Origin of the sequence: Pseudomonas machongensis (genome assembly GCF_034961125.1) — a bacterium.
GTDB lineage: Bacteria > Pseudomonadota > Gammaproteobacteria > Pseudomonadales > Pseudomonadaceae > Aquipseudomonas > Aquipseudomonas machongensis.
This window is the reverse complement of sequence record NZ_JAYFUI010000180.1, coordinates 186890-201682: the sequence shown is the minus strand read 5'-3', so window position 1 is coordinate 201682 and position 14793 is coordinate 186890. Positions and strand designations below refer to the sequence as shown.

Below are 14793 nucleotides of genomic sequence, written 5' to 3'. Positions count from 1 at the left end.
GGGGCCAGCCACCCTTGAGAATGAGAACGACGGCCATTGTGCCGTCAATCAGGGAGAAGCTGAACGCACAGGTGCATCACTTTCACACTGCGCCAAAACGAAGAAGGCGACCCTTGCGGTCGCCTTCTTCTGCTTGCCTGACTCAGAAGTCGTCTTCGACTTCCCCGTCCTTGACCTTGAACTCGCGGTTCTGCAGGTAGGCGTTGCGGATGAAGATGTACTTGTCGCCCTGCATCAGCTTCTCTGCCGACAGCAGGCTGGCGCGGGTGTCGATCACGTCCAGGGCGAAGATCGAGTTGCGGGTCGGTACATGATCGATATAGCGGTAGGGTTCGGTGAAGGAGTCCGGGTACTTGGACAGGCCGTCACGCACAGTGCTCGGCCCCAGCAGCGGGATGACCACGTATGGCCCGCTGGGCACGCCCCAGTAGCCGAGGGTCTGGCCGAAATCTTCGTCGTTGCGCTGCAGCCCCATGCGGGTGCCGACGTCGATGAAGCCGCCCAGGCCGAACGTGGTATTGACGATCAGCCGCGCCGTGTCGATGCCTGCCGCGCGAGGCTTGAGCTGCAGGACATTATTGGCCAGGTTGCCGACGTCGCCCAGATTCCGGAAGACATTGTGAATGCCGTCCTCGAGGAACTGCGGGGTGATCGCCTGATAGCCCTGGGCCAACGGCTTGAGGGCGTAGGTATCAATGGTGTCGTTGAACCTGAAGATCGGTCGATTGACCACTTCCCAGGGATCTTCCTCGGTGGCCGCCTGGGTGGCGGCCACAGGCGCCAGCAACAGAGTGGCACAGACACAGGCCTGGGTGATTCGCTCGATCACACCGGCACCGATCCTCTGCATAGATGTTTCTCCATCGGATTTCACGGTGGCAGCCGCCTGAAGGCGCTGCTGGATAGTGCGCCAGTATAAAGGCAATCTGGCAGGCAGCCAGCATTACACACCTTTGTTCAACATTTTGTGAACAAAGATTTTCATCTTCCAACTGTCATCCGACCGTCATGAAGGGCGTTTAGCCTGCGGTGTATTTCAGGGATGTTGCCATGCACGAAGCGCCCGCCCCCACTGCTGTGCTGTTCGGTCTGCGCGGCTGCCTGGTCCAGGCCGCGAACGGCAGCCCCCTACCCGCCCCCGGTGCCCTGGACACTCTCCAACAACTGCGGCGTCAGCAAGTACCTTGCATCTGGCTGGACGACCTGAGCGACCATCAGGGCGAGCATCTGGCCAGCGTGCTCCCCGACTGGCTGCCCGGCCAGGTTGCCAACGGTTCGCCATGGCCCTCACCGAATGCTTGCTGGCATGCCTTGATGTCATTGAACAGCGATCGCCTCGATGGCTGCGTGCTGGTCAGTGGCGAGCCGCGCCTGTTGCAGTCGGGCCTGAACGCCGGACTGTGGACGGTCGGCCTTGCCGCCTGCAGCCCCTCCTGCGACCTGGCATCGAGTCGGTGGCAAGCCATGAGCACGCAGGAGCAGGAGTTGGCCCGCGGCAAGGCTACCCTCGAACTGTTCGGCCTGGGCGTGCACTCGGTGATTGACCACTTGGAGTCACTGGACACCTGCCTTGCGGACATCGCTCAGCGCCGACGCAAGGGTGAAAAACCCTGACACAGCGTCGTTGATGCCGGTCATGCAAAGCGCCAGCAAGTGGATTACGCTTGAGGTCAGGCCAGAACCTTTGCCGCTTCGCCGAGGTCCATGGCTTGCCAAGTCATTGATGGAGAACAGCCAATGCCCGCCCGCGAATTGCAAGAGCGCCTGAACAGCCTGCGCGAGCAACTGGATCGAAACGTACCGCTGTCGGAAGAAGAACTTGCCAGCCTGCATGAGGAAGCGCGACAGATCGAAGCGCAACTGAAGCTCGAAGAGGCCACGCCAGACAACAACCTGGTCGATGGCGTGAATCTGGCCATCGAGCGTTTCGAAGCCGATCACCCGGACCTCACGGCGACGCTGCGCAGCATTGCCAACTCGCTGCACAGCATGGGGATCTGATTTCATCACCAAGAGCCGCCCCTGCAGTCATCACCTGCCGGAGCGGCCTCGCGCTACGCTGGGGGTATAACGCCCCCAAGCATTGCGCTTACTGGCGCACCAACCGCCCGTTGCTCGGACTGATCGGCCGATTGCTGCGGTAGGGGTTGATGTCCAGCCCACCCCGACGCACATAACGCGCATACACCGTCAGATGCTCCGGCTGCAGCAGGCGCAGCAGGTCCAGGTAGATCCGCTCGACGCACTGCTCGTGGAAGTCGGCATGCTGGCGGAAGCTCACCAGATAGGTCAGCAGGCTGGCATGATCCAGCGCGCAGCCCTTGTACTCGACCACCACACTCCCCCAGTCAGGCTGGCCGGTGACCGGGCAGTTGGACTTGAGCAGGTGGCTGTGCAGGGTTTCCTCGACGATACGCTGCGAGTCGCAGCGCAGCAGTTCAGGCTGCGGTTGCTCGTAGTTGCTGATGCTCACGTCCAGCCCATCGATGCACTGGCCCGGCAAGGCCACCACACCCTGCTGCTCGACCTCACCCAGCGTTCGAACCTGAACCTTCACAGGCTTGCCTGCAGCAGCGGACAAGTCCTTCTCCAGGCACGCCTGCAGCTCGCCGGTCGATGCGAACACCGTCTGGTTCAACGAGTTGAGGTAGAGCTTGAACGACTTGGACTCGATGATGTTAGGCGAGTCGGCCGGGATGGCGAACTCGCCGATGGCCACCACCGGCTTGCCGGAGGGCAGCAACCACGACAGCTCGAAGCAGTTCCAGTAGTCCACGCCCTGCCACGGCAGGGTCTGCGCGGTCACGCCCAGCTCGGCCCATTTGGCCGTGCGTGGGATCGGAAACAGCAGCGACGGGGTGTAAGTGGCGATGTATTCGCTGGACTTGCCCAGCGGGGAGTGTTCGGCGGCGGGATGCATGTATCTGACCTGAAAGCGCGGGAATGGCGCCATTCTACCGGTTTTGCACCCCGCCTTGGGGATGATGTCACTCGATGGTCAACTGACCGACCATGCCCGCCTGATAGTGGCCCGGTACGTTGCAGGCGAATTCGATGGGCGCCGACTTGCGGAAGGTCCAGGTCAGCTCGGCGCGCTGCCCGGGCTGGACCAGCACAGTGTTGCCCTGATCATGCCCGTTGTCGCCATGGCCCATCTGGCTGTGGTCCATCCCGGCCATGTTGCCATGGTCCATGCCTGCCATGGCCGCCATCTCCTTCTGGTGCTCGACGTGCATGGCTTTGTCACCCAGGTTGAACTCATGAGCCAGCTTGCCTTCGTTGATCACCACGAAGCGCACCGTCTCGCCGGCCTTGACCTGCAGGCTCTTGGGCTCGAAGGCGATGTCCTTGAGCACCACATCGACGGTACGGGTGGCCTTGGAGGCCGGCGCCGGTTCGCCGAAGCCGAAGGTCTTGGCGCCATCGGCGAAGACCGGCAGGCTGGCCACGGCGAGGGTGGCGGCGAGGATCAGGTGTTTCATGGCAACTCCGGTTTGTGCGCTAGAGATGGAGCCACTCTAGGGTCATGGGACTGGCGGCTAGCTGACAGGCAGATTACAAGTTTGTCAGCTTGGGCGCGCTTGCCGATCGTCACGTATCATTTGAGCCAATGCTGCGGCACGACACTCCGGCCTGTTCTATGAAAACTGGAGTGCTTGTGCGCTTACCTTTTTGACAATGGACAGTACATGAAACTGCTGATCGTCGAAGACCAGGCCAGGACCGGCCAATACCTGCGCCAGGGCCTGAGCGAGGCCGGTTTTGCCACGGAACTGGCCGATGACGGTGAAACGGGGCAATTCCTCGCGCTCACCGGCGACCACGACCTGCTGATCCTGGATGTCATGCTGCCGGGCCGGGATGGCTGGCAGATCCTTCAGGCGGTGCGCCAGGCGGGGCTGGACACGCCGGTATTGTTCCTTACCGCGCGTGACGCTGTCGAAGACCGCGTCCATGGCCTGGAGCTGGGGGCCGACGATTATCTGGTCAAACCCTTTGCCTTCTCCGAGCTGCTGGCCCGGGTACGTAGTCTGCTGCGCCGCGGCGCCAGCCCCTCCCAGGACGCCACCCTGGCCCTGGCCGACCTGCGCCTGGACCTGATCCGTCGCCGCGCCGAGCGCGCCGGCAGCCGCATCGACCTGACCGCCAAGGAATTCGCCCTGCTCGAGCTGCTGCTGCGGCGCCAGGGCGAGGTGCTGCCCAAATCGCTGATCGCTTCGCAGGTGTGGGACATGAATTTCGACAGCGATACCAATGTGATCGAGGTCGCGATCCGTCGCCTGCGCCTGAAGATCGACGACAACCACCCCAACAAGCTGATCCATACCGTGCGCGGCATGGGCTACGTGCTCGAGGAGCGCCACGACTGATGCCCCGACTCTCCCTCAGCGGGCGCCTGGCCCTGCTGTTCGCGGCCTGCACCGCCGCCGTGTCGCTGAGCGCCGGGTTGCTGTTCAGCCATGCCAGTGAACGTCACTTCGTCGAGCTCGACCAGCAGTTGCTCAGCGCCCGCCTCTCGCAATTGCGTGCGCACCTGGCCGATGTCGACTCCCGCGCCGCGCTGGACGCCCACCTGCCGACGCTGCGCAGCGAGCTCAGCCACCAGTCGGACCTGGCCCTGCGTATCCGCGGCAACGACGGTACGCTGTGGTTCGACAGCCGCGCAGGCTTGCCGCAGGAACCCCGTCAGCCGGGCCTGGCCACCCTGCACAGTGACGGCATGGACTACCGCAGCCTGTGCCAGGCGTTGCCAAACGCCCAGGTCACCTTGTTTCTCGACATCACCCACCACCAGCACTTTCTGCAACGCATGCAGCAGTTGATCTGGCTGACCGTCGGGCTCTGCGCGTTGGCTACAGCCCTCCTCGGCGCCTGGGCTGCGCGCCGCGGATTGCAACCGTTGCGCCAGATGGGCGCGGTGGCCGCCAGCGTCAATGCGCGCTCGCTGACCACGCGCCTGCCAGTGGCACAACTGCCTGAAGAACTCGCCGAGCTCGGCCACACCGTCAACGCCATGCTGCAACGCCTGGACGATGCCTTTCAACGCCTCTCGGCCTTTTCCGCCGACATCGCCCATGAACTGCGCACGCCGCTGTCAAATCTGCTCACCCACACCCAGGTCACCCTCACCCGCCCCCGCAGCCTGGAGGAGTACCGCGAAGCCCTTCACGGCAACCTCGAGGAACTCCAACACATGGCGCAGATGGTCAACGACATGCTGCTCCTGGCCAAGGCCGACCATGGTCTGCTGATGCCCAGCCGACAGGCTTTGGACCTGGCGACCGAGACCGATGCTCTGCTGGAGTACTACGCGCCGCTGGCCGAAGATGCCGGCATCATCCTGCGACGCCGCGGTGAAGCACAGACAGAGGGCGACCGGCACATGCTGCGCCGGGCCATGTCCAACCTGCTGGACAACGCACTGCGCTTCACCCCACCTGGCGGGACCATCGAAGTGACGCTGTCACCGGGGCTGCACATAGAGATCGCCAATACCGGCCCCGCGATTGCAGCGCAGGCCCTGCCACGCCTGTTCGACCGGTTCTACCGAGAGGATCCGACACGCCATGAAGGCAGCAGCGAACATGCGGGGCTGGGGCTTGCGATCACCCGGTCCATCGTGCAGGCCCATGGCGGGGGAATTCACGCCCACTGTGAAGGGGGATGGACACGCTTTGTGATTGACCTGCCCCCGAAGCGCTGAGGCAGTGCAACGGCTGGCGCGGGCTTCGTTTACGCTCGCGCCAGCGCAGGGATCGCGCCCACCTTCATGCGCAGACCACGACGTCACTCGTAACGCAATGCCATCGCAGGCTCGATCTGCGACGCGCGATACGCCGGATACAACGTGGCCAGGAAACTCATCACCAGGCCGGCGATACAGATGATCGCGACATCGCCCCACTGCAACTGCGATGGCAGGCTGCTGATGAAGTACATGTCGGAGGTGAAGATATGCTGGCCGCTGGTGCGTTCCAGCCAACCGACGATGGCGCTGACGTTAAGCGCACCGATCACGCCCAACACCCCGCCAATGAGGGTGCCGACGATACCGATCAGGCTGCCCTGGACCATGAAGGTCCCCATGATCTGCGCCGGCGTCGCGCCGATGGTGCGTAGAATCGCGATGTCGGCACCCTTGTCGTTCACCACCATCACCAGGGTGGCGATGATGTTGAACGCCGCCACGGCAATGATCATCAGCAACAGCAGACCGATCATGGTCTTTTCCATCTTCATCGCGCTGAACAGGCTGCCCTGGGTGTGCGACCAGTCATCGGCGCGGAAGGCATCGCCCAGGCCCGAAGCGATCGCCTTGGACACCTGCGGCGCAGCGTACAGGTCGTGCAGCTTCAGGCGTACGCCCTGCACCTGGCCCGGTGCCCAGCGTTGCATCTCGCCGGCGTCGGCCATGTGGATGTAGGCCTGCGAACCGTCCAGTTCGGCACCGACCTTGAAGATGCCGACCACGGTCAGGCGCTGCATGCGTGGGGTAATACCACCGGGCGCACTGCTCACTTCCGGCACGATCAGGGTGACCTTGTCGCCGGTGTTCAGGCGAAAACGGCGCGCCGTCAGCTCCCCGAGCACCACGCCATACTCACCGGGCTGCAACGCTTGCAGGGCACCCTGAACGATATGCTGGCCGACAATGGAGACCTTGCCCTCCTGCGCCGGATCGATACCGCTGACCTGGATCGGCTGCATCGCGCCCTTGTAGGAGAGCATGCCTTCCATTTCCGTCAGGGGCGCCGCGGCGATCACCGCCGGGTTCTTCAGCGCGGCCTCGGCAACACGCTGCCAGTTATCCAGCGGCTGTACGCCAAGAATGCTGGCATGCGGCACCAACCCCAGCACGCGGGAGCTCATTTCACGCTGGAAACCGTTCATCACCGACAACACCACGATCATCGCCAGCACGCCCAAAGAGAGGCCGATCATCGAGGTCATGGAGATGAACGAGATGAAGTGATTGCGGCGCTTGGCACGGGTGTAACGGGCACCGATGAACAAGGGCAAGGGTCTGAACATGTACGCGAACACCCAGTTGAACAGTAGATTGGGGCCGCGCAGGCGGCCCCATGCAATCAGATCGAGATCAGACGACCGTCTTCCAGGCTCAGCACACGGTCCATCTTGCGTGCCAGGCTCAGGTCGTGGGTCACCACCAGGAACGCCGTGCGCGACGCCGTCGACAGCTCCTGCATCAGTTCCTGGATACCCAGCGCGGTATGGTGATCAAGGTTGCCGGTAGGCTCGTCGAGCATCACCAGGCCTGGCTGATTGACCAGCGCACGGGCAATCGCCACGCGCTGGCGCTCGCCGCCAGACAGTTCGGCAGGCTTGTGATTCAGGCGATGGCTGAGGCCTACACGCTTGAGCAGCGCCTCTGCGCGCTGGCGCGCCTCCGGGATGGGTGTACGACCGATCAGCAGCGGCATGCAGACGTTTTCCAGGGCCGTGAATTCTGCCAGCAGGTGGTGGAACTGGTAGACAAAACCCAGGGCGCGGTTGCGCAGCAGGCCGCGATCACGCTCGCCGAGCGCCGAAAGCTCCTCCCCGGCCAGCCAGACGCTGCCCTGGGTTGGCGTGTCGAGGCCGCCAAGCAGGTTGAGCAGCGTGCTCTTGCCCGAGCCGGAGCTACCGACGATGGCCACCCGCTCCCCTGGGTGCAGCTCCAGGCTCAGGCCCGACAGCACCTGCACCGACTCCGGCCCCTCGTCATAGGACTTGTCCAGGTTGCGGCAACTCAGTACGGCTTTATCACTCATGCGCGACTCACTCATAACGTAGCGCCTCTGCAGGCTGGGTGCGCGCTGCACGCCAGGCCGGATACAGGGTGGCGAGGAAACTCAGGACCAGCGCCGCACCGCAGACCATCCACACGTCCTGGGCGATGATCTGCGACGGCAGGTAATCGATGAAGTACACATCGGCATTGAGGAACTTGTGCCCGATCAGGGTCTCGACGCCAGCGATCGCCGCACTGACGTTGAGCGCGGCGATGATCCCGACCACTGCGCCGATCAGCGTGCCGACCACGCCGATCACCGTGCCCTGGACCATGAAGATCGCCATGATCTGCCGGGGCGTGGCGCCGAGCGTACGCAGGATGGCGATGTCGCCGCGCTTGTCATTGACCACCATCACCAGGGTGGAAATGATGTTGAACGCGGCCACCGCGACGATCAGCAGCAGGAGCAGGCCGATGATCGACTTCTCCATGCGAATCGCCTGGTACAGGTTGCCCTGGGTGCGGGTCCAGTCGCGGGCGTAGTACTGGTGCTCGCCCAACTGCTGGACGATGCTCCAGGCCTCGCGCGGAGCCTTGAACAGGTCGTCGAACTTCAGGCGCAGGCCTTGCACCTGGTCGGCCTTCCAGCGGTGCAGCCGCGAAAGGTCAGAGAGGTTGGTCAGGCCCAGGAAGCCATCGATCTCGCCAGCGCCGACGTGAAAGGTGCCGACCACGGTAAAGCGCTTCATGCGCGGGAACATACCGGCCGGGGTGATGCTCACCTCGGGCGCGACGAAGGTGACCTTGTCACCGACCTTGACGCCCAGCTTGGTGGCGGCCTTGTCACCGATGAGGATGCCCCACTCGCCGGGCGCCAGTTGGTCGAGGCTGCCCTGCTGCAGGAAGTTGTCGATGATCGACACCTCGCGCTCGCGGTCCGGCTGGATGCCATTGAGCAGCATCTTCTGCACCTTGCCGTCATGGGTAAGCAGCCCCTGCATCTGCGTGAAGGGCGCGACCGCCTGCACGTGCGGATTCTGCTTTACTTGTTGAGCAAGGGCCTGCCAGTCGCCGATGGGCTGGTCGCCCTCGATGGTGGCGTGGGGGACCATGCCAAGGACGCGGGTGCGCATCTCGTGATCGAAGCCATTCATCACCGACAGCACCACGATCATCACCACCACGCCCAGGGCGAGGCCGATCATCGAGGTCAGGGAAATGAACGAGACGAAATGGTTGCGTCGCTTGGCACGGGTGTAACGCGTACCGATGAATACGAAGAGAGGTCTGAACATGTCGGGGCTTGTTCGGATGAAAGGGAACGTCCTGGTGGCGAGGCGCCTACGGCGGCTTTACACTCGGACCACCGCCGCAACCATGGGTTCGCCATGACGACATTAGACGAAGAAGATCGCCGGGAATACTACCGCATCGAAGACAGGATCGCACTGGAAATCAGCCCCCTGAGCGCGGCCGAAGCCCTTGAACCAGAACTGTTGCAGGATGATTCACCACTGTTCAACCTGCTCAGCGAGCTGCACCTGTCGGACTTCGAATCCCAGCACCTGTTGCGCCAGCTCAGCGACAAGGACCGCACCCTGGCCGCCTTCCTGCGCGCCCAGAACAAACGCCTCGACCTGCTCAGCGCGGTGGTCGCACAAACGCTGATCGGCGAGATCGGCCAGCCGCAGCGGGTGATCATCTCCGAAGGCGGTGTCGAATTCGCCCAGGCGCAGCAGATCGCGCCCGGCACCCGGGTCAAGGTGAAGATGGTACTGATGCCTCGCGCCCACGGCCTGCTGCTGCGTGGCCGCGTCACCCACTGCGACCCACGTCCCGAAGGCGACTTCGAGGTTGGCACCGAATTCATCGACATGACCGATGCCCAGCGCCAGCTCCTGGCCCGCTATATCCTGCAGCGTCAGCAACAACAGCGGCGCCAGCAACTCGAACACGACGACCCGGCATCCTGAGCCTTTTCCCTTTAGACCTGAAGGAACGAACGTGACCCTGATCTACGGCCATCGCGGCGCCAAGGGCGAAGCGCCCGAGAACACCCTGACCAGCTTCCGCCAGTGCCTGTCGCACGGCGTCGACCGTTGCGAGCTGGACCTGCACCTGTCGGCCGATAACGAGCTGATGGTGATCCATGACCCTACCCTCAAGCGCACCACCGGTCGACGCGGCAAGGTCGTCGAACACCCGGCAGCGGACCTGGTTACCTACGACGCGCGCAAGGGCGGCCCCGGACATGTGCAGCCCTGCCCTATCCCGCGCCTTGAAGAACTGTTCGAGAAGTGCGCCTTCGCCCACTGGCAGCTGGAGGTCAAGAGTGCTTCGCGCACCCGTGCAGCAAGCACGGTGCTGGCCATTCGCGAGCTGGCACAACAATACGGCCTGCTCGACAAGGTGACCATCACCTCGAGCTCGCGGGAAGTACTGGGGGCAGCGCAGGAACTGGTGCCCGACATCACGCGTGGGCTGGTTGCCGAATACGCCTGGCTCGACCCACTGAAAGTGGCACAGAACTACGGCTGCGAGATGCTCGCGCTGAACTGGACGCTGTGCACCCCCGAACGCCTGCTCAAGGCGCAGAAGCAGGGTTTGCATGTGTCGGTGTGGACGGTCAACGAGCCGGCGCTGATGCGCCGACTCGCCGATTTTGGCGTGGACAGCCTGATTACAGACTTTCCCGGTTTGGCCAAGACCACCCTCGGGTAGGGCTGAAATCGGTCTCCCCGACCGGCTCAGGCCACCGGTCGGAGCCGCTCAAAAAAGCCGGTTCAGACCGTCGTAGGCAGCTACCCGATAGGCTTCGGCCATGGTCGGGTAGTTGAAGGTGGTGTTGACGAAGTACTTGAGATTGTTCAGCTCACCCGGCTGGTTCATGATCGCCTGGCCGATGTGGACAATCTCCGAAGCCTGGTAGCCGAAGCAGTGCACGCCAAGGATTTCCAGGGTTTCGCGGTGGAACAGGATCTTCAGCATGCCCTGAGGCTCGCCGGCGATCTGCGCACGGGCCATGCTCTTGAAGAACGCCTTGCCCACTTCGTACGGCACCTTGGCCTGGGTCAGCTCCTGCTCGTTCTTGCCGATCGAGCTGATCTCCGGAATGGTGTAGATGCCGGTCGGCACGTCGTTGACGAAGCGCCAGCTGCCGTTGTCGACGATGCTGCCGGCCGCCGAACGGCCCTGGTCGTGGGCGGCGCTGGCCAGGCTCGGCCAACCGATCACGTCACCGGCACCGTAGATGTTCGGCACACTGGTGCTGTAGTTCTCGTCGACCTCGATCTGGCCGCGGCTGTTGACCTTGATACCGATGTTCTCAAGGCCCAGCTTGTCGGTGTTGCCGGTACGGCCGTTGCACCACAGCAAGGCGTCGGCCTTGATCTTCTTGCCCGACTTCAGGTGCAGGATCACCCCGTTGTCCAGCCCCTCGACACGCTCGTACTCCTCGTTATGGCGTACGGTGATGTTGTTGTTGCTGAAGTGGTAGCTCAGCGCCTGGGAGATTTCCGAATCCAGGAAGCTCAGCAATTGGCCTCGGTTGTCGACCAATTCGACCAGCACGCCCAGGCCACTGAAGATCGAGGCGTATTCGCAACCGATCACCCCGGCACCATAGACGATCAGCTTGCGCGGCGTGTGGCTCAGGCTGAGGATGGTGTCGCTGTCGTAGACGCGCGGGTGGTGGAAGTCGATGTCGGCCGGGCGATAAGGGCGCGAGCCGGTGGCGATGATGATGTGCTTGGCGTTGAGCTTCTCGACCACGCCGTTGGGGCAGACCACTTCGACGGTCTGCTCATCGGCGAAGCTGCCGGTGCCGACGAACACGTCGACGCGGTTGCGCGCGTAGTAGCCGGTGCGCGAGGCAACCTGCTTGGAAATCACCTTCTCGGCGCTCTTGAGCACGTCAGGGAAGGAGAACCAGCGCGGCTCACCAATGGCACGGACCATCGGGTTGGTGTTGAACTGCATGATCTGCCGCACCGAGTGACGCAGTGCCTTGGACGGGATGGTGCCCAAGTGGGTGCAGTTGCCGCCGACCTGGCGACGGCTGTCGACCATCGCAACCTTGCGCCCCGCTTTGGCGGCGTTCATTGCCGCGCCTTCTCCGGCCGGGCCGGAACCCAGCACCACTACGTCGTAGTTGTAGACAGCCATGCGTACTCCTTCAGAACAGGCCCGCCGGCCGGCTGGCCGCGGGGCTCATCATGTCGCCGGGGCGCCATGAAAAAATTCGGGTGCAGTCTAATCAAGCGTGAACGCCGCGCACATTAACCCTTGGTCGCGTCGTAGGCCATCTTTGCCTGCACTACATGTCATTTCGCCGCTTCCCTGGCCGCGATCATCCGTGCCCTGCCTTTCACCCGCCTTTCAACACCCGCTGGAAACCGGGTGTGGAACGGGAGACGAAACCACCCTCGACCCGGGTCACCAGTACGGCAGCGATGCCGTGAGCCACGGCAAAATCCCAGCCGCGCTCGGGCCCGAGAATCAGCAGCAACGTCGAGTAACCGTCAGCGATCAGCGCCGAGCGGTCAAGCACGGTGACCGCAGCCAGACCGTGGGCGACCGGACGCCCCAGACGGGCATCGAAGATGTGCGAATAGCGCCGGCCATTGTCCTCGAAATAGTTGCGGTAGTCACCCGAGGTCGACACCGACAGGCCATCGATGGCAATCACCTGGCGGGCGATCTGGCGATCCTCGCGCGGCAGCTCCAGTGCAATGCGCCAGGGGCTGCCATCAGGCTTGCGGCCTGCGGCCTGCAATTCCCCGGTGGCTTCGGCGACAAAGCTGTCGATACCCATCGCCCGCAGGCGCTCGGCGATCAGGTCAACGGCGTGACCGGCAGCGATGCTGTTGAAGTCCAGCTCCAGCGCGACATCCTTGCACAGGCGCTCTCCATCGATGTGCAGGTGACGATAACCTACGCGCTGACGGGCCAAGGCCAGGGCCTGAGGATCGGGCACCTGCTCCTGACGCGCCTGCGGGCCGAAGCCCCACAGGTTGAGCAGTGGCTCGACACTGAGGTCGAAAGCCCCCTCGCTCACATCCGCCAGGTGCTGGCCGAAGGTGACCAGCTCGAGCATGTCCTGCGGGATGGTCAGGCATTGATTGGCCGGCAACTGGTTGAAGCGACTGACGACAGAGTCGTCACGGTAGGTGGAGTAATACGCGTCGATACCGTGCAGGATGGTTTCGACAGCTTCGCGCACCTGGTCCGGCGCCGGGCCGCCGGGGTTGCGAACATACTGGATGCTGTAGCTGCTGCCCATGGTCGGACCGCCCAGGCGCTCCAGCGTGGGTTGCTGGTCACAGGCCGATAGCAGCATCAGGATAAACAGTAAGGCGTTGCGCAAGATTCAGATTCTCGGTTGCCTGTGCCGCGTCTACCCTGGGACCAGCGTTTACCGTGGCAGTGCCGGCACAGACACGACATAAAAAAACGGGAACCCGGAGGTTCCCGTTTTTTCATGGCCTTACAAGCCTATCAGCGTGGAAACGCTGGCGGGTTCACACCGGCCATCTCTTCCATCACGCGAACGACCTGGCAGCTGTAACCGAATTCGTTGTCGTACCAGACGTACAGGACAACACGATTATCGTTGCAGATGGTCGCTTCGGCATCGACCACACCGGCGTGGCGCGAGCCGACGAAGTCGGTCGAAACCACTTCCTGGGAGCTGACGTAGTCGATCTGCTTGTGCAGTTCCGAGTGCATGGCGGTCTGGCGCAGGTACTCGTTGAGCTCCTCGCGGTTGGTCGCCTTTTCCAGGTTCAGGTTCAGGATGGCCATCGACACGTTCGGCGTCGGTACGCGAATGGCGTTGCCGGTCAGCTTGCCCTTGAGCACTGGCAGTGCCTTGGCAGCGGCAGTGGCGGCGCCGGTTTCGGTGATGACCATGTTCAGCGGCGCGGCACGACCGCGACGGCTGCCCTTGTGGAAGTTGTCGATCAGGTTCTGGTCGTTGGTGAACGAGTGAACGGTTTCGACGTGGCCGTTGACGATGCCGTACTGATCGTTGATGGCCTTGAGCACCGGCACGATGGCGTTGGTGGTGCAGGATGCCGCGGAGATGATCTTGTCATCGGCAGCGATATCGCCATGGTTGATGCCGTGCACGATGTTCTTCAGCGCGCCCTTGCCAGGTGCGGTGAGGATGACACGGGCAGCGCCCGGGCAGGCCAGGTGCTGGCCCAGGCCGTCGGCATCGCGCCAGACGCCGGTGTTGTCGACGATCAGTGCGTTGTCGATGCCGTACTGGGTGTAGTCGACTTCGCTCGGGCTCTTGGCGTAGATGACCTGGATCAGGTTGCCGTTGGCAGTGATGGTGTTGTTGGCTTCATCGATGGTGATGGTGCCGTCGAACGGGCCGTGAACCGAGTCGCGGCGCAGCAGGCTGGCGCGCTTGACCAGGTCGTTTTCGGCGCCCTTGCGCACGACGATGGCGCGCAGGCGCAGGCCGTCGCCACCACCGGTCTTCTCGATCAGGATGCGCGCCAGCAGGCGGCCGATGCGGCCGAAGCCGTACAGGACGACATCGGTGCCCTTGCGCGCCGAAGCGTTCTGCTGGCCAACCACCTCAGCCAGCTCTTCACGGACGAACTGCTCGGCAGTGCGACCGTTGCCTTCCTGCTTGAACTTGTTGGCCAGCTTGCCCAGGTCGACCGAAGCGGCGCCCAGTTTCAGCTCGCTCATGGCTTTGAGCAGGGGGAATGTCTCGTGTACGGACAGTTCGGTCTCGTCGGTCTGACGGTGACGTGCAAAGCGATGGGCTTTGAGGATCGAGATAACCGAACGGTTGATCAGGCTGCGGCCATAGATCGAGCTCACCACGTTGTTGTTGCGGTAGAGCTGACCGATAAGCGGGATCATCGCTTCAGCCAGGGCTTCACGATCGATCCACTCACCAAGACACTGGTCGGGCTTCTGAGTCACGGGAACCTTCCACATGTAGGGACAGAAAAAAGGGGCTACATTATGACGCCCCGATGCGTATCGGGCAATGAGCGCCTGTCGCTACCCGCAAAGCCAGCCGTCATGCCCTTTCG

The 14793-nt window shown here is 63.1% G+C and carries 15 protein-coding genes; 6 read left to right on the top strand and 9 right to left on the bottom strand.

What is annotated here, in order from left to right; all coding sequences use genetic code 11:
* Nucleotides 1–142: 142 nt before the first annotated feature.
* Nucleotides 143–850 carry an MlaA family lipoprotein gene (locus VA602_RS16880; protein ID WP_063545617.1) on the bottom strand — a complete coding sequence of 236 codons (708 nt, stop codon included), beginning with the start codon at nucleotides 848–850 and terminating at the stop codon, nucleotides 143–145.
* Between the two features lie 200 nt (nucleotides 851–1050).
* Between VA602_RS16880 and VA602_RS16875 the strand changes: the two genes are divergently transcribed.
* Together VA602_RS16875 and VA602_RS16870 are read left to right on the top strand one after the other, a co-directional pair.
* Nucleotides 1051–1614, top strand: coding sequence for a phosphonoacetaldehyde phosphonohydrolase-related protein (locus VA602_RS16875; RefSeq protein ID WP_323453752.1), 564 nt, complete (start codon nucleotides 1051–1053; stop codon nucleotides 1612–1614).
* A 123-nt stretch (nucleotides 1615–1737) separates the two neighbouring features.
* A complete protein-coding gene (locus tag VA602_RS16870; RefSeq protein WP_063545619.1) occupies nucleotides 1738–2001 on the top strand; it encodes a DUF4404 family protein in 264 nt (87 codons plus the stop codon).
* 88 nt (nucleotides 2002–2089) lie between these two features.
* Here VA602_RS16870 and queF read toward each other — a convergent pair whose 3' ends face one another.
* Together queF and VA602_RS16860 are read right to left on the bottom strand one after the other, a co-directional pair.
* Nucleotides 2090–2920, bottom strand: coding sequence for an NADPH-dependent 7-cyano-7-deazaguanine reductase QueF (gene queF / locus VA602_RS16865; RefSeq protein ID WP_323453751.1), 831 nt, complete (start codon nucleotides 2918–2920; stop codon nucleotides 2090–2092).
* Nucleotides 2921–2987: 67 nt separating this feature from the next.
* On the bottom strand, nucleotides 2988–3482 hold the full coding sequence (locus tag VA602_RS16860; protein WP_323453750.1) for a cupredoxin domain-containing protein: 495 nt from the start codon (nucleotides 3480–3482) through the stop codon (nucleotides 2988–2990).
* Between the two features lie 207 nt (nucleotides 3483–3689).
* Between VA602_RS16860 and cinR the strand changes: the two genes are divergently transcribed.
* Entirely contained in the window at nucleotides 3690–4370 is a 681-nt protein-coding gene (cinR, locus tag VA602_RS16855) for a two-component system response regulator CinR (protein WP_323453749.1), read from the top strand.
* Nucleotides 4367–5704 carry a heavy metal sensor histidine kinase gene (locus VA602_RS16850; RefSeq protein WP_323453820.1) on the top strand — a complete coding sequence of 446 codons (1338 nt, stop codon included), beginning with the start codon at nucleotides 4367–4369 and terminating at the stop codon, nucleotides 5702–5704. The genes cinR and VA602_RS16850 overlap by 4 nt, the downstream gene beginning before the upstream one ends.
* A gap of 83 nt (nucleotides 5705–5787) precedes the next feature.
* On the opposite strand, the gene VA602_RS16845 is transcribed toward VA602_RS16850, so the two are convergent.
* From VA602_RS16845 to VA602_RS16835, 3 genes are read right to left on the bottom strand one after another with little or no spacing between them, the layout of a single operon-like run.
* Nucleotides 5788–7032 (bottom strand): lipoprotein-releasing ABC transporter permease subunit, encoded by a 1245-nt coding sequence (locus tag VA602_RS16845; RefSeq protein ID WP_197891617.1) that lies wholly within the window; start codon nucleotides 7030–7032, stop codon nucleotides 5788–5790.
* Between the two features lie 56 nt (nucleotides 7033–7088).
* The gene (gene lolD / locus VA602_RS16840) at nucleotides 7089–7772 is read right to left on the bottom strand and encodes a lipoprotein-releasing ABC transporter ATP-binding protein LolD (RefSeq protein WP_323453748.1); all 684 of its coding nucleotides are present in this window, start codon (nucleotides 7770–7772) and stop codon (nucleotides 7089–7091) included.
* Between the two features lie 7 nt (nucleotides 7773–7779).
* Entirely contained in the window at nucleotides 7780–9030 is a 1251-nt protein-coding gene (locus VA602_RS16835; RefSeq protein ID WP_054894434.1) for a lipoprotein-releasing ABC transporter permease subunit, read from the bottom strand.
* 93 nt (nucleotides 9031–9123) lie between these two features.
* Between VA602_RS16835 and VA602_RS16830 the strand changes: the two genes are divergently transcribed.
* Both VA602_RS16830 and VA602_RS16825 read left to right on the top strand, forming a co-directional pair.
* The gene (locus VA602_RS16830; protein WP_153774541.1) at nucleotides 9124–9708 is read left to right on the top strand and encodes a PilZ domain-containing protein; all 585 of its coding nucleotides are present in this window, start codon (nucleotides 9124–9126) and stop codon (nucleotides 9706–9708) included.
* Between the two features lie 31 nt (nucleotides 9709–9739).
* Complete coding sequence (locus tag VA602_RS16825) at nucleotides 9740–10456, top strand: glycerophosphodiester phosphodiesterase (protein ID WP_054894436.1); 717 nt, start codon at nucleotides 9740–9742, stop codon at nucleotides 10454–10456.
* A gap of 48 nt (nucleotides 10457–10504) precedes the next feature.
* Here VA602_RS16825 and sthA read toward each other — a convergent pair whose 3' ends face one another.
* From sthA to VA602_RS16810, 3 genes are all read right to left on the bottom strand, one after another.
* Nucleotides 10505–11899: a Si-specific NAD(P)(+) transhydrogenase gene (sthA, locus tag VA602_RS16820; RefSeq protein ID WP_323453747.1), complete on the bottom strand. Its 1395-nt coding sequence runs from the start codon at nucleotides 11897–11899 to the stop codon at nucleotides 10505–10507.
* Nucleotides 11900–12101: 202 nt separating this feature from the next.
* Entirely contained in the window at nucleotides 12102–13100 is a 999-nt protein-coding gene (locus tag VA602_RS16815) for an FAD:protein FMN transferase (protein ID WP_323453746.1), read from the bottom strand.
* Nucleotides 13101–13231: 131 nt separating this feature from the next.
* Nucleotides 13232–14695, bottom strand: a complete 1464-nt coding sequence (locus tag VA602_RS16810) for a glyceraldehyde-3-phosphate dehydrogenase (protein ID WP_054894439.1) — start codon at nucleotides 14693–14695, stop codon at nucleotides 13232–13234.
* Nucleotides 14696–14793: the final 98 nt, after the last annotated feature.

Bases quoted from the DNA above. Each gene is read 5' to 3' on its own strand.
- VA602_RS16880 (WP_063545617.1), bottom strand. From the start codon at position 850: ATGCAGAGGATCGGTGCCGGTGTGATCGAGCGAATCACCCAGGCCTGT.
- VA602_RS16875 (WP_323453752.1), top strand. From the start codon at position 1,051: ATGCACGAAGCGCCCGCCCCCACTGCTGTGCTGTTCGGTCTGCGCGGC.
- VA602_RS16870 (WP_063545619.1), top strand. From the start codon at position 1,738: ATGCCCGCCCGCGAATTGCAAGAGCGCCTGAACAGCCTGCGCGAGCAA.
- queF (WP_323453751.1), bottom strand. From the start codon at position 2,920: ATGCATCCCGCCGCCGAACACTCCCCGCTGGGCAAGTCCAGCGAATAC.
- VA602_RS16860 (WP_323453750.1), bottom strand. From the start codon at position 3,482: ATGAAACACCTGATCCTCGCCGCCACCCTCGCCGTGGCCAGCCTGCCG.
- cinR (WP_323453749.1), top strand. From the start codon at position 3,690: ATGAAACTGCTGATCGTCGAAGACCAGGCCAGGACCGGCCAATACCTG.
- VA602_RS16845 (WP_197891617.1), bottom strand. From the start codon at position 7,032: ATGTTCAGACCCTTGCCCTTGTTCATCGGTGCCCGTTACACCCGTGCC.
- lolD (WP_323453748.1), bottom strand. From the start codon at position 7,772: ATGAGTGATAAAGCCGTACTGAGTTGCCGCAACCTGGACAAGTCCTAT.
- VA602_RS16835 (WP_054894434.1), bottom strand. From the start codon at position 9,030: ATGTTCAGACCTCTCTTCGTATTCATCGGTACGCGTTACACCCGTGCC.
- VA602_RS16830 (WP_153774541.1), top strand. From the start codon at position 9,124: ATGACGACATTAGACGAAGAAGATCGCCGGGAATACTACCGCATCGAA.
- sthA (WP_323453747.1), bottom strand. From the start codon at position 11,899: ATGGCTGTCTACAACTACGACGTAGTGGTGCTGGGTTCCGGCCCGGCC.
- VA602_RS16810 (WP_054894439.1), bottom strand. From the start codon at position 14,695: ATGTGGAAGGTTCCCGTGACTCAGAAGCCCGACCAGTGTCTTGGTGAG.